This is a genomic window from Klebsiella sp. 141198 (genome assembly GCF_050600785.1).
In the GTDB taxonomy this organism is placed as follows: Bacteria; Pseudomonadota; Gammaproteobacteria; order Enterobacterales; family Enterobacteriaceae; genus Klebsiella; species Klebsiella aerogenes.
Genome location: NZ_JAQIRM010000002.1, coordinates 715,553 through 735,692, shown reverse-complemented (window position 1 = coordinate 735,692; position 20,140 = coordinate 715,553). Strand labels below are relative to the sequence as shown.

At 59.8% G+C, this 20,140-nt stretch carries 19 protein-coding genes; 14 read left to right on the top strand and 5 right to left on the bottom strand.

Annotated features, from left to right (window positions below):
• The first annotated feature begins 1 nt into the window (after position 1).
• The 5 genes from nuoJ (at position 2) to nuoN (ending at position 5,856) form a co-directional block, all read left to right on the top strand.
• Positions 2-556, top strand: coding sequence for an NADH-quinone oxidoreductase subunit J (nuoJ, locus tag PGR10_RS08735; RefSeq protein ID WP_015365591.1), 555 nt, complete (start codon positions 2-4; stop codon positions 554-556).
• Positions 553-855 (top strand): NADH-quinone oxidoreductase subunit NuoK, encoded by a 303-nt coding sequence (nuoK, locus tag PGR10_RS08730; protein WP_004865088.1) that lies wholly within the window; start codon positions 553-555, stop codon positions 853-855. Before nuoJ ends, nuoK begins: the two co-directional genes overlap by 4 nt.
• A complete protein-coding gene (nuoL, locus tag PGR10_RS08725; RefSeq protein WP_015706160.1) occupies positions 852-2,693 on the top strand; it encodes an NADH-quinone oxidoreductase subunit L in 1,842 nt (613 codons plus the stop codon). The genes nuoK and nuoL overlap by 4 nt, the downstream gene beginning before the upstream one ends.
• A gap of 169 nt (positions 2,694-2,862) precedes the next feature.
• Entirely contained in the window at positions 2,863-4,392 is a 1,530-nt protein-coding gene (nuoM, locus tag PGR10_RS08720; RefSeq protein WP_015365593.1) for an NADH-quinone oxidoreductase subunit M, read from the top strand.
• 6 nt (positions 4,393-4,398) lie between these two features.
• Positions 4,399-5,856 (top strand): NADH-quinone oxidoreductase subunit NuoN, encoded by a 1,458-nt coding sequence (gene nuoN, locus PGR10_RS08715; protein ID WP_430923369.1) that lies wholly within the window; start codon positions 4,399-4,401, stop codon positions 5,854-5,856.
• Between the two features lie 56 nt (positions 5,857-5,912).
• Here nuoN and rnz read toward each other — a convergent pair whose 3' ends face one another.
• A complete protein-coding gene (rnz, locus tag PGR10_RS08710) occupies positions 5,913-6,833 on the bottom strand; it encodes a ribonuclease Z (RefSeq protein WP_430923368.1) in 921 nt (306 codons plus the stop codon).
• Positions 6,834-6,889: 56 nt separating this feature from the next.
• Here rnz and PGR10_RS08705 point away from each other — a divergent pair, with 56 nt between their 5' ends.
• The 7 genes from PGR10_RS08705 to menE all read left to right on the top strand — a co-directional run bounded on the left by PGR10_RS08705 (position 6,890) and on the right by menE (position 14,517).
• On the top strand, positions 6,890-7,351 hold the full coding sequence (locus tag PGR10_RS08705; protein WP_015365596.1) for a GNAT family N-acetyltransferase: 462 nt from the start codon (positions 6,890-6,892) through the stop codon (positions 7,349-7,351).
• A gap of 173 nt (positions 7,352-7,524) precedes the next feature.
• The gene (gene menF / locus PGR10_RS08700; protein ID WP_430923367.1) at positions 7,525-8,820 is read left to right on the top strand and encodes an isochorismate synthase MenF; all 1,296 of its coding nucleotides are present in this window, start codon (positions 7,525-7,527) and stop codon (positions 8,818-8,820) included.
• Positions 8,821-8,896: 76 nt separating this feature from the next.
• Positions 8,897-10,567 (top strand): 2-succinyl-5-enolpyruvyl-6-hydroxy-3-cyclohexene-1-carboxylic-acid synthase, encoded by a 1,671-nt coding sequence (gene menD, locus PGR10_RS08695; RefSeq protein WP_113374325.1) that lies wholly within the window; start codon positions 8,897-8,899, stop codon positions 10,565-10,567.
• Positions 10,564-11,322 (top strand): 2-succinyl-6-hydroxy-2,4-cyclohexadiene-1-carboxylate synthase, encoded by a 759-nt coding sequence (gene menH, locus PGR10_RS08690; protein ID WP_430923366.1) that lies wholly within the window; start codon positions 10,564-10,566, stop codon positions 11,320-11,322. The genes menD and menH overlap by 4 nt, the downstream gene beginning before the upstream one ends.
• Positions 11,323-11,336: 14 nt before the next feature.
• Positions 11,337-12,194 (top strand): 1,4-dihydroxy-2-naphthoyl-CoA synthase, encoded by an 858-nt coding sequence (menB, locus tag PGR10_RS08685; RefSeq protein ID WP_015365600.1) that lies wholly within the window; start codon positions 11,337-11,339, stop codon positions 12,192-12,194.
• Complete coding sequence (gene menC / locus PGR10_RS08680; protein ID WP_348854049.1) at positions 12,194-13,159, top strand: o-succinylbenzoate synthase; 966 nt, start codon at positions 12,194-12,196, stop codon at positions 13,157-13,159. The genes menB and menC overlap by 1 nt, the downstream gene beginning before the upstream one ends.
• Entirely contained in the window at positions 13,156-14,517 is a 1,362-nt protein-coding gene (gene menE, locus PGR10_RS08675) for an o-succinylbenzoate--CoA ligase (protein WP_430923365.1), read from the top strand. The genes menC and menE overlap by 4 nt, the downstream gene beginning before the upstream one ends.
• Here the strand turns inward: menE and PGR10_RS08670 are convergent.
• From PGR10_RS08670 to PGR10_RS08660, 3 genes are read right to left on the bottom strand one after another with little or no spacing between them, the layout of a single operon-like run.
• Positions 14,514-16,031, bottom strand: a complete 1,518-nt coding sequence (locus tag PGR10_RS08670) for a tripartite tricarboxylate transporter permease (RefSeq protein WP_015365603.1) — start codon at positions 16,029-16,031, stop codon at positions 14,514-14,516. The genes menE and PGR10_RS08670 overlap by 4 nt on opposite strands.
• An 11-nt stretch (positions 16,032-16,042) precedes the next feature.
• Positions 16,043-16,474, bottom strand: coding sequence for a tripartite tricarboxylate transporter TctB family protein (locus PGR10_RS08665; protein ID WP_015365604.1), 432 nt, complete (start codon positions 16,472-16,474; stop codon positions 16,043-16,045).
• Between the two features lie 15 nt (positions 16,475-16,489).
• Positions 16,490-17,470, bottom strand: a complete 981-nt coding sequence (locus PGR10_RS08660) for a Bug family tripartite tricarboxylate transporter substrate binding protein (RefSeq protein WP_015365605.1) — start codon at positions 17,468-17,470, stop codon at positions 16,490-16,492.
• Positions 17,471-17,603: 133 nt separating this feature from the next.
• Between PGR10_RS08660 and tctD the strand changes: the two genes are divergently transcribed.
• Both tctD and PGR10_RS08650 read left to right on the top strand, forming a co-directional pair.
• Entirely contained in the window at positions 17,604-18,281 is a 678-nt protein-coding gene (gene tctD, locus PGR10_RS08655; protein ID WP_087860117.1) for a transcriptional regulator TctD, read from the top strand.
• Complete coding sequence (locus PGR10_RS08650; protein WP_430923364.1) at positions 18,268-19,677, top strand: sensor histidine kinase; 1,410 nt, start codon at positions 18,268-18,270, stop codon at positions 19,675-19,677. Before tctD ends, PGR10_RS08650 begins: the two co-directional genes overlap by 14 nt.
• Here the strand turns inward: PGR10_RS08650 and nudI are convergent.
• Positions 19,674-20,099 carry a nucleoside triphosphatase NudI gene (gene nudI / locus PGR10_RS08645; protein ID WP_430923363.1) on the bottom strand — a complete coding sequence of 142 codons (426 nt, stop codon included), beginning with the start codon at positions 20,097-20,099 and terminating at the stop codon, positions 19,674-19,676. The genes PGR10_RS08650 and nudI overlap by 4 nt on opposite strands.
• Between the last annotated feature and the right edge of the window lie 41 nt (positions 20,100-20,140).

The following is a 20,140-nucleotide window of genomic DNA, read 5'->3' as shown; positions in this document are numbered from 1 at the left end:
AATGGAATTCGCTTTTTATATCTGTGGCCTGATAGCCATCCTCGCAACCTTGCGGGTCGTCACCCACACCAATCCGGTGCACGCGCTGCTGTACCTGATCATTTCGCTGTTAGCGATTGCCGGGGTGTTTTTCTCGCTGGGCGCTTACTTCGCCGGTGCGCTGGAAATCATCGTTTACGCCGGGGCCATTATGGTGCTGTTCGTGTTCGTGGTGATGATGCTCAACCTGGGCGGCACCGAGATCGAACAGGAACGCAAATGGCTGCAGCCGGGGATCTGGATTGGCCCGGCCATCCTTTCCGCGGTGCTGCTGGTGGTAATCGTTTACGCCATCCTGGGCATTAATGACCAGGGTATCGACGGCGCGGCGATCAACGCCAAAGAAGTGGGTATTGCGCTGTTTGGGCCGTACGTCCTGGCGGTGGAGCTGGCCTCCATGCTGCTGCTGGCGGGCCTGGTTGTCGCCTTCCACATTGGCCGCGAAGAGCGCGCCGGTGAGGTGCTGAGCAACCGCGTGAATGACAGCGACAAAAGAAAAACGGAGGAACACGCATGATCCCCTTAACACATGGACTGATCCTCGCCGCCATCCTGTTTGTGCTCGGCCTGACTGGTCTTGTGATCCGCCGCAATCTGCTGTTTATGCTGATTAGCCTGGAAATCATGATTAACGCCGCCGCGCTGGCATTCGTGGTCGCGGGAAGCTACTGGGGCCAGACTGATGGTCAGATTATGTATATCCTCGCCATCAGCCTCGCGGCTGCGGAAGCGAGTATCGGTCTGGCGCTGCTGCTGCAGCTCCATCGTCGCCGCCAGAACCTGAACATCGATTCAGTAAGTGAGTTGCGTGGATGAACATGCTTGCCTTAACCATTCTTCTGCCATTGATTGGCTTTGTGCTGCTGGCCTTCTCCCGCGGACGCTGGTCGGAAAATCTTTCCGCTACCGTGGGGATGGGCTCGGTAGGCCTGGCGGCGCTGGTGACGGCGTACGTCGGCGTCGACTTTTTCGCTAACGGCAAACAGGCGGTCAGCGTACCGCTGTGGAACTGGATGTCGGTCGGTGATTTCAACATCGGCTTCAACCTGGTGCTGGATGGCCTGTCTCTGACCATGCTCTCCGTGGTTACCGGCGTCGGCTTCCTGATCCACATGTTCGCCTCCTGGTACATGCGCGGCGAAGAGGGCTACTCTCGCTTCTTCGCTTACACCAACCTGTTTATCGCCAGCATGGTCGTTTTGGTGCTGGCCGATAACCTGCTGTTGATGTACCTGGGTTGGGAAGGCGTGGGTCTCTGTTCTTACCTGCTGATCGGCTTCTACTACACCGATCCGAAGAACAACGCCGCGGCGATGAAAGCGTTCGTGGTCACCCGCGTCGGCGACGTGTTCCTCGCCTTCGCGCTGTTCATTCTTTATAACGAACTGGGCACCCTGAACTTCCGCGAAATGGTTGAGCTGGCGCCGCAGCACTTCGCTAACGGCAGCACCACGCTGCAGTGGGCGACGCTGATGCTGCTCGGCGGCGCGGTCGGTAAATCCGCTCAGCTGCCGCTGCAAACGTGGCTTGCCGATGCGATGGCGGGCCCGACGCCGGTCTCTGCGCTGATCCACGCCGCTACCATGGTGACCGCGGGCGTGTACCTGATTGCCCGTACCCACGGCCTGTTCCTGATGACGCCGGAAGTGCTGCATCTGGTCGGTATCGTTGGCGCAATCACGCTGGTGTTGGCGGGCTTCGCCGCGCTGGTGCAGACCGACATCAAACGCGTGCTGGCTTACTCGACTATGAGCCAGATTGGCTACATGTTCCTCGCGCTGGGCGTCCAGGCCTGGGACGCGGCGATCTTCCACCTGATGACGCATGCGTTCTTTAAAGCGCTGCTGTTCCTGTCGTCCGGTTCGGTGATCCTCGCCTGCCATCACGAACAGAACATCTTCAAGATGGGCGGCCTGCGCAAATCCATTCCGCTGGTTTATGTCTGCTTCCTGGTGGGGGGCGCGGCGCTGTCCGCTCTGCCGCTTATCACCGCAGGCTTCTTCAGTAAGGATGAGATTCTGGCTGGCGCGATGGCCAATGGCCATATCAATCTGATGGTAGCGGGCCTGGTCGGCGCCTTTATGACCTCGCTGTATACCTTCCGTATGATTTTCATCGTGTTCCACGGTAAAGAGCAAATTCACGCGCACGCAGGGAAGGGGATTACCCACCATCTGCCGCTGATTGTGCTGCTGATTCTGTCCACCTTCGTTGGCGCGCTGATTGTGCCGCCGCTGGAAGGCGTACTGCCGCAGACCACCGAGCTCGCCCACGGTAGCGTGATGACGCTGGAAATGACCTCCGGGATTATCGCTATCGCCGGCATCCTGATCGCCGCATGGCTGTGGCTGGGCAAACGTACGCTGGTGACTTCCATCGCCAACAGCGCGCCTGGCCGCTTCTTCGGTACCTGGTGGTTCCATGCCTGGGGCTTCGACTGGTTATACGACAAAGTGTTCGTGAAACCATTCCTCGGTATCGCCTGGCTGCTGAAGAGCGATCCGCTGAACTCGTTGATGAATATCCCGGCGATTCTGTCCCGCTTCGCAGGTAAAGGCCTGCTGGTGAGCGAGAACGGCTATCTGCGCTGGTATGTGGCTTCAATGAGCATTGGCGCGGTGGTAGTGCTGGCTCTGCTGATGGTACTGCGTTGATTTGAGCGCGCGGTTTTGCCCGGTGGCGTTTCGCTTACCGGGCCTACGAAACCGTAGGTCGGGTAAGCGAAACGCCACCCGACACAACAAACCGCCCTCAAACGTGAATGTAGTCGAATTCGTTGAAAATCGGTCCTGAACGGGACTTTAACAAGGAATAAAAATCGCCATGTTATTACCCTGGCTAATATTAATCCCCTTTATTGGCGGCTTCCTGTGCTGGCAGACTGAACGCTTTGGCGTGAAACTGCCGCGCTGGATTGCGCTGATTACCATGGGACTGACGCTGGTGCTTGGCCTGCAGCTGTGGATGCAGGGCGGCTATTCTCTGACGCAATCCGCGGGTATTCCGCAGTGGCAGTCGGAATTCGTGCTGCCGTGGATCCCACGTTTCGGCATTAGCATCCATCTGGCGATTGACGGTCTGTCGCTGCTCATGGTGGTGCTGACCGGCCTGCTCGGCGTGTTGGCGGTGCTCTGTTCCTGGCGCGAAATCGAAAAGTACCAGGGCTTCTTCCACCTCAACCTGATGTGGATCCTGGGCGGCGTCATCGGCGTATTCCTCGCCATCGACATGTTCCTGTTCTTCTTCTTCTGGGAAATGATGTTGGTGCCGATGTACTTCCTGATCGCGCTGTGGGGTCACAAAGCCTCTGACGGTAAAACGCGTATCACGGCGGCCACCAAGTTCTTCATCTATACCCAGGCGAGCGGCCTGGTGATGCTGATCGCCATTCTGGCGCTGGCATTCGTTCACTTCAACGCCACCGGCGTGTGGACCTTCAACTATGAAGAGCTGCTGAAAACCCCGATGTCGCACGGCGTGGAATACATGCTGATGCTCGGCTTCTTCATCGCCTTCGCGGTGAAAATGCCGGTAGTGCCGCTGCACGGCTGGCTACCGGACGCCCACTCCCAGGCGCCGACTGCCGGTTCCGTCGACCTCGCGGGCATCTTGCTGAAAACCGCGGCCTACGGTCTGCTGCGCTTTGCGCTGCCGCTGTTCCCGAACGCCTCCGCCGAGTTTGCGCCAATCGCCATGTGGCTGGGCGTGATCGGTATCTTCTACGGCGCGTGGATGGCCTTCGCCCAGACCGATATCAAACGTCTGATTGCTTACACCTCCGTTTCCCACATGGGCTTCGTGCTGATTGCTATCTACACCGGTAGCCAGCTGGCTTATCAAGGGGCGGTGATTCAGATGATTGCCCACGGTCTGTCCGCGGCGGGTCTGTTCATTCTGTGCGGCCAGCTGTACGAACGTCTGCACACCCGCGATATGCGCCAGATGGGCGGCTTGTGGAGCAAAATTAAATGGCTGCCGGCGATGTCGATGTTCTTCGCTGTCGCCACCCTGGGGATGCCGGGCACCGGTAACTTTGTCGGCGAATTTATGATTCTGTTCGGCAGCTATAAAGTGGTGCCGGTGATTACCGTTATCTCGACCTTTGGTCTGGTATTCGCTTCCGTTTACTCGCTGTCGATGCTGCATCGCGCTTACTTCGGTAAAGCGAAAAGCGAAATCGCGACGAAAGAGCTGCCGGGGATGTCCCTGCGTGAACTGTCTATCATCCTGCTGCTGGTGGTGCTGCTGGTGCTGTTGGGCTTCTTCCCGCAGCCAATTCTCGACACCTCGCATGCTGCGATGAGCAACATTCAGCAGTGGTTTGTTAATTCTGTTTCTACTACAAGGCCGTAATTCGCCATGACAATAACTCCACAACAACTGATCGCACTGCTACCGCTGCTGATCGTCGGCTTGACGGTGGTGGTTGTGATGCTCTCCATTGCGTGGCGACGCAATCATTTTCTCAATGCCACGTTGTCGGTTCTCGGACTTAACGCCGCGCTGGTCTCGCTCTGGTTTGTTGGTCAGAACGGGGCGATGGACGTCACCCCGCTGATCCGCGTTGACGGTTACTCGATGCTCTATACCGGGCTGGTGCTGTTGGCGAGCCTCGCGACCTGTACTTTCGCCTACCCATGGCTTGAGGGTTACAAGGACAATAAAGAAGAGTTCTACCTGCTGGTGCTGATCGCCGCGATGGGTGGCATTCTGCTGGCCGGCGCCAATCACCTGGCCTCGCTGTTCCTCGGTATCGAATTGATTTCGCTGCCGTTGTTCGGCCTGGTCGGTTACGCCTTCCGCCAGAAACGTTCGCTGGAAGCGAGCATCAAATACACCATCCTCTCCGCGGCAGCCTCGTCTTTCCTGCTGTTCGGTATGGCGCTGGTGTATGCGAATTCCGGTAACCTGTCCTTCCTCGCGCTGGGCAAGAGCCTGGCTGACAACGCGCTGCATGAGCCGCTGCTGCTGGCGGGCCTCGGTCTGATGATCGTCGGTCTTGGCTTTAAACTGTCGCTGGTGCCGTTCCACCTGTGGACGCCTGATGTATACCAGGGCGCGCCTGCGCCGGTATCCACCTTCCTGGCGACCGCCAGCAAGATTGCCATCTTCGGCGTGGTGATGCGTCTGTTCCTGTACATGCCGGTGGGCGACAGCGAAGCGGTACGCGTGGTGCTGGGCCTGATCGCCTTCGCCTCTATCATCTTCGGTAACCTGATGGCGCTGAGCCAGACCAACATTAAGCGTCTGCTCGGTTACTCTTCCATCTCACACCTCGGCTATCTGCTGGTGGCGTTAATCGCCCTGCAGAGCGGCGAAATGTCGATGGAAGCCGTTGGCGTCTACCTGGCCGGTTATCTGTTCAGCAGCCTCGGCGCGTTCGGCGTAGTCAGCCTGATGTCCAGCCCGTATCGCGGCCCGGATGCTGACTCGCTGTTCTCCTACCGCGGTCTGTTCTGGCACCGTCCGATCCTGTCGGCGGTAATGACGGTGATGATGCTGTCGCTGGCCGGTATTCCGATGACCCTCGGCTTTATCGGTAAGTTCTACGTGCTGGCCGTCGGTGTGCATGCGCACCTGTGGTGGCTGGTTGCCGCGGTAGTGATCGGCTCGGCGATTGGTCTCTACTACTACCTGCGCGTTGCCGTCAGCCTGTACCTGAGCGCCCCGGAGCAGCTGAACCGCGATGCGCCGTCAAACTGGCAGTACAGCGCCGGTGGTATCGTAGTGCTGATCTCCGCGCTGCTGGTGCTGGTGCTCGGCGTGTGGCCGCAGCCGCTGATTAGCATCGTGCAGCTGGCGACGCCGCTGATGTAATCTGCGCTATAAATAAAAAACCGCCGACTTGTCGGCGGTTTTTTTATGCCCGCGGTTTACGCCAGCCTATAGACCATAAAATCCTCCGCCAGTAGCGTATTGGCGAAAATCTCCCGGCATTCCGCCAGCATGCGCAGGCAGCCTTCGGCATCGTAGCGCGAGCTAAAGTGGGTGGCGATTAGCGTGCCGACCCCCGCTTCTTTGGCAAGCGCCGCGGTTTGCTGACTGGAAGAGTGGCCACGGCTATTGGCTTTCACCGCCATCGCCTGCTCAAGGGTGGTTTCGTGGACCATCACATCCGCGCCGCGCGCCATCTCCAGCGCCTGCGGGCAGGGGGCGGTATCGCCGAAGATGGCCAGCGTTTTACCCGGGGTCGCTGGTCCCAGATAGCGGCTGCCGTCGATGACCCGGCCATCTTCCAGCTCAACGCGCTGGCCGAGCTTGAGCTGATGAAACAGCGGCCCCGGACGCACGCCATCGGCAATCAGTTGGGCGGCATCGAGCGTTCCGGGCTTGTCATGCTGTTCGATGCGGTAGCCGTAGCACTCCACCGGATGACTGAGCGGGTACGCGCTGACCCGATAGCCGTCTTCGTCGAAGACCAGACCTGGGCCGACTTCGATGATAGTGAGCGGATAATCGGTCCATGAGCCGCTCAGGCGCAGCGCGGTTTCGATGAATTCTTTAATCCCTTTTGGCCCGTAAACCGTCAGCGGCAGCGAGTTTCCCTGCATCGAGCGGCTGCACAACAGGCCGGGCAGGCCGAACAGATGATCGCCGTGCAGGTGAGTGATGAAAATTTTATTCAGTTTGCCTGGGTGGTAAGGGGTATGGAGAAACTGATGCTGGGTGCCTTCGCCGCAGTCAAACAACCACATTTCAGCGCTGGTGGGTTGTTGCAAATTCAGTATTATCGACGTCATATTACGCGTACGGGTCGGCACGCCGGCGGATGTCCCCAAAAATGTTAATTCCATCGTCCAGTGTCCTCAGGCGAGTGGTAAAGCATCAGTATATCAATAAGGAGTCACAAATGATGACCTGGCAGGATTTACATCACAGCGAGCTCACCGTTGCTCAACTGTACGCCTTGCTGAAGCTGCGCAGCGCGGTGTTTGTCGTCGAACAACGCTGCGTCTATCAGGATATCGACGGCGATGATTTAGTCGGTGAGAACCGTCATCTGCTCGGCTGGCGCGACGGAGAGCTGGTGGCCTACGCGCGGATCCTCAAAAGCGAAGAGGAGTTCGAACCGGTGGTGATTGGCCGGGTTATCGTTAGCCCGTCCGTGCGCGGCGAGAAGCTGGGCTACCAGTTGATGGAGCAGGCGCTGGCCAGCTGCCGGCAGAACTGGCCGCAGAAGGCGATTTATCTGGGGGCGCAGGCGCATCTGCAGAAATTTTATGCCAGCTTTGGTTTTGTGCCGGTGACAGAGGTATACGATGAGGACGGTATTGCCCATATCGGTATGGCGCGCGACATCACAACTCATTAAGAAGCTAAATAGTAATAGCGTATCGCTATCAATTATCTATACTTTTCCTCCTGTAGCGAATCCAGTGGCTGGCGTTCGCCGGGCCTGTTAAGGTTCGCTCCCTCATGATGGGTACTGCTATTTACCGCAGCTACCCTTTATAATGTGGGGTTTTTAATTTCGTGGAGGTTCGCGTGCTGTCTGTTTCCACCGCGCTGGAAAGCCTGCTGGGCTGCCTGGCTGAAGATTTCCCTCCGTCACCCGGCACGCGAATTTTTGATATCCCATTCCCGTTAAACGACGCCTTCGACCCGTTATTGTGGTGCGCGCATCAGCCGTGCTGGCCGCAATTCTACTGGCAGCAGCGTAACGGCGATGAAGAACTGGCGGCGCTGGGGGCGGTAACCACCTTTGCCTCTTTGTCCGCGGCGCATGATTTTTTATGCGCGCAGGGGCGGGAAAATCTGCGCATCAGCGGGCTGAACGCGTTCGACCCGCAGCAGGGCAATCTGTTTCTGCCGCGGCTGGAGTGGCGCCGCCTGGGCGGCAAAGCGACTTTGCGGCTGGTGGTACACAGTGCGACCTCGCTGCAAGACGACGCGGCCGCCGCGCGGGCGTTTCTCCAATCATTAAATAGCGAGCAGGCGACGGCGGCATCGATGCCGCCGCTGCAAAGCGAGCAGCATGCGCCGGAATACCCGCAGTGGAGCGAGCTGATTACGCAGGCGACGCAGGCAATCGGCGCCGGCGAAATGGATAAGGTTGTGCTGGCGCGGGTCACGGATTTACGCTTTAGCGCGCCGCTGCAGGCGTTTGCCATTATGGCGGCCAGTCGGCGCAGCAATCTTAACTGTTTTCACTTCCTGATGGCTTTTAGCCCGCAGCAGGCGTTTCTCGGCTCCACGCCGGAACGGCTATGGCGGCGACGCGGCGCGCTGCTGCGCACCGAAGCGCTGGCGGGTACCGTCGCTAATCATCCTGATGACGTTCGGGCGCAGCAGTTGGCCGATTGGTTAATGAAAGACGATAAAAACCAGCGGGAAAATATGCTGGTGGTCGAGGATATCTGCCAGCGTTTGCAGGGCGAGTCGCCGACGCTTGACGTTCTGCCGCCGCAGGTCGTACGCCTGCGCAAGGTGCAGCATCTGCGGCGCTGTATCTGGTGCGAACTGGCTGAGCCCGACGACAGCCGCTGCTTGCTGCAGTTGCAGCCTACCGCCGCGGTGGCGGGGCTGCCGCGCCAGGCGGCGCTGGCGTTCATCCGCCGTCATGAGCCTTTCGCCCGCGAATGGTATGCCGGCTCCGCAGGTTATCTTTCTCTGGCGCAAAGCGAGTTTTGCGTGGCGCTGCGCTCGGCAAAAGTCGAGAACGACACCCTGCGGCTGTATGCCGGGGCCGGTATTGTCAGCGGATCTGACCCGCAGCAGGAGTGGCAAGAAATAGAAAATAAAGCGGCGGGATTACGAACGTTATTACTTTCAGAAACGTAGAGAGACGACGTATATCAAAACGGCGCAACTCTGCCTTATCTATACTTAGCATCAATATTTGATACCGGACAATTTCATGTCAGTAAGCGCATTTAACCGACGCTGGGCGGCGGTGATCCTTGAAGCTTTAACCCGCCACGGCGTGCAGCACATTTGCATTGCCCCAGGCTCGCGCTCGACGCCCTTAACCCTGGCGGCGGCGGAAAACCGCGCTTTTATTCATCACACTCATTTTGACGAACGTGGTCTTGGCCACCTGGCGCTGGGACTGGCGAAGGCCAGCCGCCAGCCGGTGGCGGTGATTGTTACCTCCGGAACCGCGACCGCGAATCTCTATCCGGCGCTGATTGAAGCGGGCCTGACGGGTGAAAAACTGATCCTGCTGACCGCCGACCGCCCGCCGGAGCTTATTGACTGCGGCGCCAATCAGGCCATCCGCCAACCGGGAATGTTTGCTTCTCATCCTGCGCAGACCGTTTCTTTACCGCGTCCTTCGCAGGATATTTCCGCCCGCTGGTTAGTCTCGACTATCGATCAGGCGCTGGGCGAGCTGCATGCCGGTGGGGTGCATATCAACTGCCCGTTCGCTGAGCCGCTATATGGCGATATGGACGATACCGGGCTGGAGTGGCAACAGCAGCTCGGCAACTGGTGGCAGAGCGATAAACCCTGGCTACGTCAGGCGCTGCAGATGGAGAGTGAGAAACAGCGCGACTGGTTCTTCTGGCGGCAAAAACGCGGCGTAGTGGTCGCGGGCAGGATGAGCGCCGCGGAAGGTAAAAAAGTGGCCGAATGGGCGCAGACCCTCGGCTGGCCGCTGATTGGCGATGTCCTGTCGCAGACCGGGCAGCCGTTACCGTGCGCCGACCTGTGGCTTGGCAACGGTAAAGCGGTCAGCGAACTGGCGCAGGCGCAAATCGTCGTGCAACTCGGTAGCAGCCTGACCGGCAAACGCGTGCTTCAGTGGCAGGCGACCTGCGAGCCGGATGAATACTGGCTGGTGGATAATCTGCGCGGTCGTCTCGACCCGGCGCAGCACCGCGGTCGCCGTCTGCTCTCAAGCGTTGAGCGCTGGCTCGAACTGCATCCGGCGGAGAAACGTCAGCCGTGGGCGACGGTGATCCCGCAGCTTGCCGGGCAGGCGTGGCAGGCCGCGGTCGCCAGCAACGAGCCTTTTGGCGAAGCGCAGCTGGCGCAGCGCATTCGGCGCTATTTGCCGGATCAGGGACAGCTGTTTGTTGGCAACAGTTTAGTGGTACGCCTGATAGACGCGCTGGGGCAACTGCCGGCGGGTTATCCGGTCTATAGTAATCGCGGCGCCAGCGGCATCGATGGCCTACTGGCGACCGCCGCCGGCGTGCAGCGCGCGAGCGCCCGGCCTACGCTTGCGATCGTCGGCGATCTTTCGGCGTTATACGATCTCAACTCGCTGGCCCTGCTGCGCCAGGCGTCGGCGCCGCTGGTGCTGGTCGTGGTCAATAATAACGGCGGGCAGATTTTCTCTATGCTGCCGACGCCGCAGGACGAGCGGCGCCAGTTCTATTTAATGCCGCAGGACGTGGATTTCAGCCACGCGGCGGCGATGTTCGGCCTGGCTTATCACCGCCCTGATGACTGGCAGTCGCTGGATGAGGCGCTGGCAGGCGCGTGGCGCCGCGCCGGGGCGACGGTGATTGAGCTGGCGGTTAACGAGACCGACGGTACGCACACTCTCCAGCAACTGCTGGCGCAGGTAAGCCGCCTGTGACGCTCAATGCGACGGTTGAAAGCGGCCAGCCGGGTTATCCCTGGCTGGTGTTCCTGCACGGCTTTTCCGGAGACCGCGACGAGTGGCGTACGGTTGGCGAAGCGTTTCCGGCCTGGCCGCGGCTGTATCTCGATCTGCCGGGGCACGGTGGCTCGGCGGATATCGCGGTCGATGGCTTTACCGGGGTCAGCGAATTACTGCAGGCTACGCTAAATAGTTACAACATCCTGGATTACTGGTTGGTTGGCTACTCCCTGGGCGGCCGGGTGGCGATGAACTTCGCCTGCCAGCCGCGCGCGGGCCTGCGCGGCCTGATCGTCGAGGGCGGACATCCGGGCCTGCAGGACGAAGCGTCGCGGCAGGCGCGGCGCGGCAATGATAGCGCCTGGGCGGAACGTTTCCGCCGCGAGCCGTTAGCGCAGGTCTTCGCCGACTGGTATCAGCAGCCGGTCTTCGCTTCGCTGGATGCGGCGCAGCGTGAGTCATTGGTCGCCCTACGTCGCCGCAATAATGGCGCTACGCTGGCGGCGATGCTGGAGGCAACCTCCCTTGCGGAGCAGGCCGATTTGCGCGCGTCTCTGCAGGCTCGCGATTTTCCTTTTCACTACCTGTGCGGCGAACGCGACGCCAAGTTTCGCGCTATCGCGCAAGCGCTCGCCGCCGATACCCATATCATTCACCATGCCGGACACAACGCGCACCGGGACAACCCCGCTGCGGTGATTGCCTGTCTGGCGCAGATTCTGGCAAGTTAACTGAAGGACATTCTATGATCTCTCTTGATGAAGCAATGCTCTACGCCCCCGTTGAATGGCACGATTGCTCAGAAGGCTATACCGATATTCGTTATCAAAAATCGACTGACGGGATTGCTAAAATCACTATCAATCGTCCGCAGGTGCGCAACGCCTTCCGTCCGCTGACCGTCAAAGAGATGATTCAGGCGCTGGCGGATGCCCGCTATGACGACAATATCGGCGTCATCGTGCTGACCGGTGAAGGCGATAAAGCTTTCTGCGCCGGCGGCGACCAGAAAGTCCGCGGCGACTACGGCGGCTATCAGGACGACTCCGGGGTTCACCATCTCAACGTGCTCGACTTCCAGCGCCAGATCCGCACCTGCCCGAAACCAGTAGTGGCGATGGTCGCCGGTTACTCTATCGGTGGCGGCCACGTACTGCACATGATGTGCGACCTGACCATCGCGGCGGATAATGCCATCTTCGGCCAGACCGGGCCAAAAGTCGGCTCCTTTGATGGCGGCTGGGGCGCTTCCTATATGGCGCGTATCGTCGGGCAGAAAAAAGCGCGCGAAATCTGGTTCCTGTGCCGTCAGTACGACGCCCAGCAGGCGCTGGATATGGGGCTGGTGAATACCGTGGTCCCATTGGCGGATCTGGAAAAAGAGACCGTGCGCTGGTGTCGTGAAATGCTGCAAAACAGCCCGATGGCGCTGCGTTGCCTGAAAGCGGCGCTGAACGCCGACTGCGACGGCCAGGCCGGGCTGCAGGAGCTGGCGGGTAACGCCACCATGCTGTTCTACATGACGGAAGAAGGGCAGGAAGGACGTAACGCCTTCAACCAGAAACGTCAGCCGGACTTCAGCAAATTTAAACGGAATCCATAATGCGCGTTTCGCAGGTTTACCGCTGGCAGATACCGATGGACGCGGGCGTGGTTCTGCGCGAACGGCGGTTAAAAACCCGCGATGGGCTGTTCATCCGCCTGCAGGAGGGTGAACGCGAAGGCTGGGGGGAAATTTCTCCCCTGCCGGGATTCAGTGACGAAACGCTGGAAGAGGCGCAAATGGCGCTGCTGGCGTGGGCGCGGGCCTGGCGCGACGGCGCCGAGGCGCCGCTTCCTATGCAGCCCTCCGTCGCTTTTGGTATTAGTTGCGCGCAGGCGGAGCTTGGCGGCGAGCTACCGCAGGCGGCGGATTATCGCGCGGCGCCGCTCTGTTCCGGCGACCCGGATGAACTGTTCGCCAAACTGGCGGCGATGCCCGGCGAGAAAGTCGCTAAGGTGAAAGTAGGGCTGTGGGAGGCGGTACGCGACGGCATGGTGGTGAATCTGCTGCTGGAAGCGATCCCCGACCTGCAGCTGCGGCTGGATGCCAACCGGGCGTGGACGCCGGTCAAAGCGCAGCAGTTCGCCAAATACGTTAATCCGGCGTATCGCCAACGCATTGCCTTTCTCGAAGAACCGTGCAAAAGCCGCGACGATTCGCGTGAATTCAGCCAGCAGACCGGTATTGCTATCGCCTGGGATGAAAGCCTGCGCGAGGCGGATTTCCGCTTTGTCGCCGAGCCTGGCGTGCGCGCGGTGGTGATCAAACCGACGCTGACCGGCAGCTTACAAAAGGTTCAGCAACAGGTCGCCGCGGCGCATGCGCTGGGGCTGAGCGCGGTGATTAGCTCGTCGATCGAGTCCAGCCTGGGGTTAACGCAGCTGGCGCGGGTTGCCGCCTGGCTGACTCCGCAGACTATCCCCGGACTCGACACGCTGGCGCTGATGGGCGCTCAGCTGGTGCGGGCGTGGCCGGAGAGTACGCTGCCAATTTTCAATGCTGATGAGCTGGAGCAACTGCTGTGATGTTTTCCGATTGGCCGTGGCGCCACTGGCGTCAGTTACGCGGCGAGTCGCAGGCGCTACGCCTGAATGACCAGCCGTTGACCTGGCGTGAGCTATGCGCGCGGATTGACGCGCTGGCATCTGGTTTTGCCGCGCAGGGCGTCATGGAGGGTCAGGGCGTGGCGCTTAGGGCCTACAACCAGCCGGAGACGCTACTCGCCTGGCTGGCGCTGCTGCAGTGCGGGGCGCGGGTGCTGCCGCTTAATCCGCAGCTGCCTATGGCCTTGCTGCAGGAACTGCTGCCTGCGTTAACCGTACAGCATCAACTGGTGCTTAACGGTGATTCGCTGCCGGGGAATTTACCGGCGTTAACTCTGCAGGCGGCAGAAGGCGCCTGTGCCGTCTGCTGGTATGGCGAACGGCTGGTGTCGATGACGTTAACCTCCGGCTCAACCGGCCTGCCGAAGGCGGCGGTACATAGCGCCAGCGCCCATCTGGCCAGTGCCGCTGGCGTGCTGGCGCTGATGCCGTTTGCCGCGGAAGACGATTGGCTGCTGTCGCTGCCGTTGTTCCATGTCTCCGGGCAGGGGATCATCTGGCGCTGGCTGCTGGCTGGCGCGCGGCTGACGGTGCGCGATAGACAACCACTGGAGCAGGCGCTGCTGGGCTGTACCCATGCTTCACTGGTACCGACTCAGCTATGGCGCCTGCTAAATGGCGATGCCGATGTTTCACTCAAGGCGGTGCTGCTTGGCGGCGCGGCGATCCCCGTCGAGCTGACCGAAAGGGCGCGAGCGCAGGGGATACGCAGCTTCTGCGGCTACGGCCTCACTGAATTCGCCTCCACGGTTTGCGCCAAAGAGGCCGACGGAGCGGCGGATGTGGGCGAAGCGCTGCCGGGACGGGAGGTAAAAATTGTCGCCGGCGAGATCTGGCTGCGGGCGGCGAGCATGGCCGCGGGCTACTGGCGGAATGGTCAACTGTTGTCATTAACTAACGATGAAGGCTGGTTTGCGACGCGCGATCGCGGGGAGTTATGTGCCGGTCGACTGTCGGTTATTGGGCGACTGGATAATCTCTTTTTTAGCGGCGGCGAAGGCATTCAGCCGGAGGAGGTTGAGCGCGTGATACTCGCCCATCCGCAGGTTCAGCAGGTGTTTATTGTGCCGCAGGATGATATCGAATACGGCCAACGCCCGGTGGCGGTGGTTGAATGCGAGGATGGCTGCGAAATGGCCACGCTGGCGGCATGGAGCGCTGAACGGTTAGCGCGTTTCCAGCAGCCGGTACAGTGGCTACGGCTGCCGGAAACGTTAAAGAACGGCGGGATTAAGATTTCGCGCCGGGCGCTGCGCGAATGGGTCAATTCGCCGGTTTAGCCGATATTCGCCTCGGCGCGGCGCTGGCGCTGTTTACGTCTCAGACGCAGCAGCGGCGGCACCACCAGGACGGCGACAGCCAGCATCAGCAGCGTTTTGGTAACGCCGCTTTCCCAGAGAATAGCCAGATTACCGTTGCTGATTGACAGCGCGCGGCGCAGGTTCTGCTCCAGCATCTCGCCCAGCACAAAACCGAGGATCAGCGGCGACATCGGGAAATGCATTTTACGCATGATGTAGCCGAGCACGCCGAGACCAACCATCAGCAACAGGTCAAAGGTGGTGCTGTGCACCGCATAGACGCCAACAGCGGAAACGGCGGCGATGGCGGGTACCAGGAACCATAGCGGGATCGTCAGCATGCGGGTGAACAGGCCAATCAGCGGAATGTTCATAATAAGCAGCATCACGTTGGCGATAAGCAGCGCGGCGATGAGCCCCCAGACGATATCCGGCTGTTCGGTGAACATCGCCGGGCCGGGCGTAATGTTATACAGCGTCAATGCGCCCATCATGACTGCGGTGGTGCCGGAGCCAGGTACGCCGAGCGTCAGCATCGGGATAAATGAACCGCAGGCGGAGGCGTTATTAGCGGCTTCCGGCGCCGCCACGCCGCGAATATCCCCCTTGCCGAAGTTATCGCTGTTGCCGCTGATTTTTTTCTCCGTCATATAGGTAATGGCGCTGGCGATGGTCGCCCCGGCGCCGGGCAGAATACCGACGAAGAAACCCACGACGGAAGAGCGTAGGGTCGCGCCGACGCACTGCGCGGCCTCTTTGGTGTTAAACAGCATGCGCCCGGTTTTACGCACCAGCGTTTGCCCGCCGCTGGTGCTCTCCAGCATCAACAGGATCTCGGAAACGGAGAACAGGCCGATAACCACCACTATAAACTGAACGCCATCGGAGAGATGGACGCTGTCGAAGGTAAAGCGGTAAACCCCGGTGTTGGCATCCACGCCCACCGTCGCCAGGCCCAAACCGATTAACGCCGCGAGGAACGACTTCAGCGGGTTTTGCGCCATCATGCTGCCGAGGCAGGCGATGGCAAACACCATCAGCGCGAAATATTCCGCCGGGCCGAACGCCAGCGACCACTGGGCGAGGAGCGGCGCGAACAGAATAATGCCGCCGATCGCGATAAGCGAACCGAAGAAAGAGCTGACGGCGGAAATCGACAGCGCGACGCCGCCGCGCCCTTGCTGCGCCATGGGATAGCCATCAAGCGCCGTCATGATGGCGGCGGCATCGCCGGGTACGTTCAGCAGGATAGATGAAATACGCCCGCCATATTCGCAACCGATATAGACCGTCGCCAACAGGATCAGCGCCGATTCCGCAGGCAGGTGCAGGGCAAAGGCCAGCGGCAGCAGAATGGCGACGCCGTTAATCGGCCCGAGGCCGGGCAGCAGCCCGACGATGGTTCCGACAAAGCAGCCGATGAGGGCGATAAGCAGATTTTCCGGCGTCATGGCGACGGCGAAACCCTGCGACAGATAGATCCAGGTATCCATAAGCTTCTCCGTTAATTTAACCAGACGCCAAGCGGCAGGGTCACATCAAGTAAGGTATCGAAGGCGTACCATAACGAGACGCCCATCACCACGCCGGCAATGCCTGCCGCCGGTAGCGTGGCGCCGAACAGCAGGCCAATCACCGCCGTCAGTAGCGCAGTGGCTAGCGGAAAGCCCAGCCATTCAAATCCCCAGGCATAGACCACCAGCACCACGACCATGGTTAACAGCCGTTGCAGTACATGTCGTCCCGGCCACTCGATGGCGTCCGGGCGACGCAGCAGCATCAGCGCCGAACACAGCAGCATCAGGCCGATAATGCCCAATGGGAAAGGGCGCGGGCCGACGGGTTCATACGAGTATTCGCTGTGGATCTGCCAGGCGATAAACAGGCCGCCAATGCATAACAACAGCCAGACTCCGGCAAAGATACGATCGCTCATTAGCGCCTCCGCGGATTATTTAGCCAGGCCAAAGGCTTTCGCCTGTTCGCGATAATCGCTGACCTGCTGTTTTACATAGGTATCGAGTTCCTTGCCGTTCATGTTGAATTCAAACAGGCCGCGCAGTTCACGTTGCTTTTTGAACTCATCGGTTTGCTGCAGTTTAGTGAATTCATCAACCCACCACTGGTAGTCGGCATCGCTTACTTTCGGGCCCATAAAGAAGCCGCGAATAATCGGCCACACCAGGTCATAGCCCTGCTCTTTAGCAGTAGGAACATCAGCCAGCGCGCCCGGCAGACGTTCGTTGGAGAAGACCGCCAGGACGCGGATCTTATTTCCCTGCAGGTACGGCACCATTTCACTCAGATCGCCGGAGACCGCCTGCACATGGTTGCCGAGCAGGGCGGTTACCGGCTCGCCGCCGCCCTCAAAGGCGACGTAGCGCATCTTGTGCGGGTCAACGTTGGCTTTTTGCGCCAGCAGCGCCGCTTTCATCCAGTCCTGGCTGCCGATGGAGGCCCCGGCGCCAATGACGATAGTGGCGGGATTTTTCTCCATTGCGCTCATGAATGACTTCAGGTCTTTCCATGGCGAATCGGCGCGCACGGCAATCATGCCGTAGTCGGTACCGACGCTGGCCAGCCAGCGCACGTCATCAACGCCGTAGCGGCCGAATTTCCCCTGCGACAAATTCAGCAGCGAGCCGCCGGAAAAGGCGACCACGGTTCCGGCTTCTGCCGGGCGCTGGGCGACGATGGCGTTATAGGCCACCGCGCCGACGCCGCCGGGCATATAGGTGACGCGCATCGGTTTTTCGATCGCGCCGGTTTCCATCAGGCTCACCTGAATTAGCTTACAGGTAAGGTCGAAACCACCGCCGGGTTTGGCGGGCGCGATACATTCGGTGCGGGACGGGGCTTGCGCCGCGAAAGCGGTGGTTGTACAGAGGCACAGCGCGATGGCGCTAAGATGGCGGAAAAATGGCGTTTTCATAGGCTTCCTCAGTAGGTACAGGGAATGTTTTTCTGATTATGTGAACCGACATGTGGCGATTCGGTTGCGTGATTGTTAAAACAGTTACCTTTCATTTCCCTTTCAATGCGGCAGCAACTTTACAGGATGTGATATGCGTCTCTTATTAGCCGAGGATAACCGTGAGCTGGCTCACTGGCTGGAAAAAGCGCTGGTGCAGGGCGGTTTTGCCGTGGATTGCGTTTTTGATGGCCGGGCGGCGGATCACCTGCTGCAAAGCGAAAAATATGCGCTGGCGGTGCTGGATATCGGTATGCCGGGCTTAGATGGCCTCGAGGTGGTACAGCGGTTGCGTAAGCGCGGACAAACGCTGCCGGTGCTGCTGTTGACCGCGCGCAGCGCGGTAGCGGATCGGGTGAAAGGGCTGAATGTCGGCGCCGACGATTACCTACCTAAACCTTTTGAGCTGGAGGAGCTCGATGCCCGGCTGCGGGCGTTGCTGCGACGCAGCGAAGGGCAGGTGCATGAGGTACAGCAGCTTGGGGATCTGGAATATCGCGATGAAGGCTATTTTCTGCTGCGTGGTGAGATGTTGTCCCTGACGCCGCGCGAGCTGGCGCTGTTGAAAGTGCTGATGTTTCGCCGTACCCGTCCGGTTTCCCGCCAGCAGCTATTTGAACAGGTGTTTAGCCTCAGCGACGACGTCAGTCCGGAAAGCATCGAACTTTATATTCACCGCCTGCGCAAGAAGCTCCAGCAAAGCAACGTGCGTATTACTACGCTACGTGGGCTGGGTTATCTGCTGGAGCGTGAGCCGCATGAGCTGGGGTAAACCGCAATCGCTGTATGCCCAACTGCTGCTGTTTCTTGGCCTGCCGCTGGCGCTGTTGTGGGGGCTATCGGCATTCAATAGCTACGTGAGCGCGCTGCAGGCGGCGACGCAGGCCTACGATCGTACGCTGCTCTCCTCGGCGCGTACCGTGGCGGAGCGGCTGGTAGTGCGTGGCGGCCATCTGGAGGTCAATGTGCCCTGGGTGGTGCTGGACAGCTTTGAACTCAACATGAACGACCGGCTGTATTACAAGGTGGTCGATCCGCAGGGGAAAGTGATTTCCGGCTTTGACGATCTGCCGGCGATGCCGCCGGCCACTTCAAGAACTCAACTCTATCCGGCGCTGGCATGGTTTTATCATACCGAATACCGCGGTCAGGCAATCCGCGTGGCGCGCCTGCTGCAGCCGGTCAATGAAGGCGGCATCGTCGGAATGGCGGAGATTTATATTGCCGAGACGCTGCAGTCGCGGCGCTGGCTGGCCGGGCAACTGCTGTTTTCATCCTGGGTGTCACAAGGCTTATTAGTGCTGTTGACGTTGGTACTGGCGGGGTGGTTACTGCGCCGCGTTCTGCGGCCAATGCGTCAACTCTCGGCGCTGATGGTGCGCCGCGAACCCGGCCTGCTGACGCCGTTACCGGAATTGCTGCCGTGGTCGGAAACGCGGCTGCTGATCGTGGCTTTTAACCGCTATATCGACCGCCTGCGGGTGATGATCTCCCGGCAGGAACGCTTTAGCGCCGACGCTTCTCATCAGTTGAAAACGCCGCTGGCGGTCCTGAAAACTCAGGCTTCGGTGGCGCTGGCCAGCGACGATCCGCGTCTGTGGCGCGAGAGTTTGCAAGCCATGCGCGCGACGCTGGATGATACAATTTTACTCACCGAACGTTTGTTGCAACTGGCGACGGTGAAACGCCGGGAGCAGGGCGAGCAGGCGTTTACCGCGGTCGATCTGCAGGAGGTCGTGCACCATAGCTGTTTTTCGCGTATTGCTCAGGCGCGCAGTAAAAACATCGATCTGGGCTATGAGGGCGAACAGTCGCCGGTGTACGTTTTGGGTGATGGCGTTTTGTTGGGCGAACTGTGCGCCAACCTGCTCGATAATGCGATTCGCTACACCCCGGCATGCGGAACGGTGACGCTGAGCCTGCATCGCGATGGCGAAGCCGTCACGCTGAGCGTGGAGGATAGCGGCCCGGGCATCGAGGAAAACCTGATTAATCAGGCGCTGACGCCGTTTCGACGGCTGGAGAATGGCGGCGGCCTACCCGGCGCCGGGCTGGGCCTGGCGCTGGTAAACGATATCGCGCGTCTACATCGTAGCCGGCCTCAGCTGTCGCGTAGCGAAAGCCTGGGAGGACTAAAGGTGACGCTGCGTCTGCTGACCGTAGCTTAAAGTAGCCCTTTCTGGCTGAGGGTAAGGCGAGTCGCGGCATTAAGATCGTAGTGTTGCAGATCTTCGCCCTTCACCCAGGCGTAATCGTCGAATTCCTCGTTGATCGTCACGTCACGGTTGGCGCTTATGCAATCGAAAATCAAATAGATCATGTAGATCTCTTCCTGGCGACCATCGGCATAGGTTTTCACACGGGTATCATCGCGGAAGCTCCATGGCGTGATACGGGTCAACTGCAGTTTTTCGCCAAGCTCCTCGCGGACTTCACGTCGCAGCGCCTCTTCAATACTTTCCCCCGGCTCCACGCCGCCGCCGGACAGCGCCCACTGTCCGGGAAAAACCCCGCGGTCGGCAGCCATCTTGCACAACAGGTAATGGCCATCATTTTGGATTAGCGGGCAAACAATCGTCCTTTGACGCATGATTTTTCTCCTTCGCAGTGAGTCGGGCCGGGAATCGAGGA

What these genes read in the sequence shown, in the direction of transcription:
- nuoJ (WP_015365591.1), top strand. Translation starts at nt 2, where the DNA reads ATGGAATTCGCTTTTTATATCTGTGGCCTGATAGCCATCCTCGCAACC.
- nuoK (WP_004865088.1), top strand. Translation starts at nt 553, where the DNA reads ATGATCCCCTTAACACATGGACTGATCCTCGCCGCCATCCTGTTTGTG.
- nuoL (WP_015706160.1), top strand. Translation starts at nt 852, where the DNA reads ATGAACATGCTTGCCTTAACCATTCTTCTGCCATTGATTGGCTTTGTG.
- nuoM (WP_015365593.1), top strand. Translation starts at nt 2,863, where the DNA reads ATGTTATTACCCTGGCTAATATTAATCCCCTTTATTGGCGGCTTCCTG.
- nuoN (WP_430923369.1), top strand. Translation starts at nt 4,399, where the DNA reads ATGACAATAACTCCACAACAACTGATCGCACTGCTACCGCTGCTGATC.
- rnz (WP_430923368.1), bottom strand. Translation starts at nt 6,833, where the DNA reads ATGGAATTAACATTTTTGGGGACATCCGCCGGCGTGCCGACCCGTACG.
- PGR10_RS08705 (WP_015365596.1), top strand. Translation starts at nt 6,890, where the DNA reads ATGATGACCTGGCAGGATTTACATCACAGCGAGCTCACCGTTGCTCAA.
- menD (WP_113374325.1), top strand. Translation starts at nt 8,897, where the DNA reads ATGTCAGTAAGCGCATTTAACCGACGCTGGGCGGCGGTGATCCTTGAA.
- menB (WP_015365600.1), top strand. Translation starts at nt 11,337, where the DNA reads ATGATCTCTCTTGATGAAGCAATGCTCTACGCCCCCGTTGAATGGCAC.
- menC (WP_348854049.1), top strand. Translation starts at nt 12,194, where the DNA reads ATGCGCGTTTCGCAGGTTTACCGCTGGCAGATACCGATGGACGCGGGC.
- PGR10_RS08670 (WP_015365603.1), bottom strand. Translation starts at nt 16,031, where the DNA reads ATGGATACCTGGATCTATCTGTCGCAGGGTTTCGCCGTCGCCATGACG.
- PGR10_RS08665 (WP_015365604.1), bottom strand. Translation starts at nt 16,474, where the DNA reads ATGAGCGATCGTATCTTTGCCGGAGTCTGGCTGTTGTTATGCATTGGC.
- PGR10_RS08660 (WP_015365605.1), bottom strand. Translation starts at nt 17,470, where the DNA reads ATGAAAACGCCATTTTTCCGCCATCTTAGCGCCATCGCGCTGTGCCTC.
- tctD (WP_087860117.1), top strand. Translation starts at nt 17,604, where the DNA reads ATGCGTCTCTTATTAGCCGAGGATAACCGTGAGCTGGCTCACTGGCTG.
- PGR10_RS08650 (WP_430923364.1), top strand. Translation starts at nt 18,268, where the DNA reads ATGAGCTGGGGTAAACCGCAATCGCTGTATGCCCAACTGCTGCTGTTT.
- nudI (WP_430923363.1), bottom strand. Translation starts at nt 20,099, where the DNA reads ATGCGTCAAAGGACGATTGTTTGCCCGCTAATCCAAAATGATGGCCAT.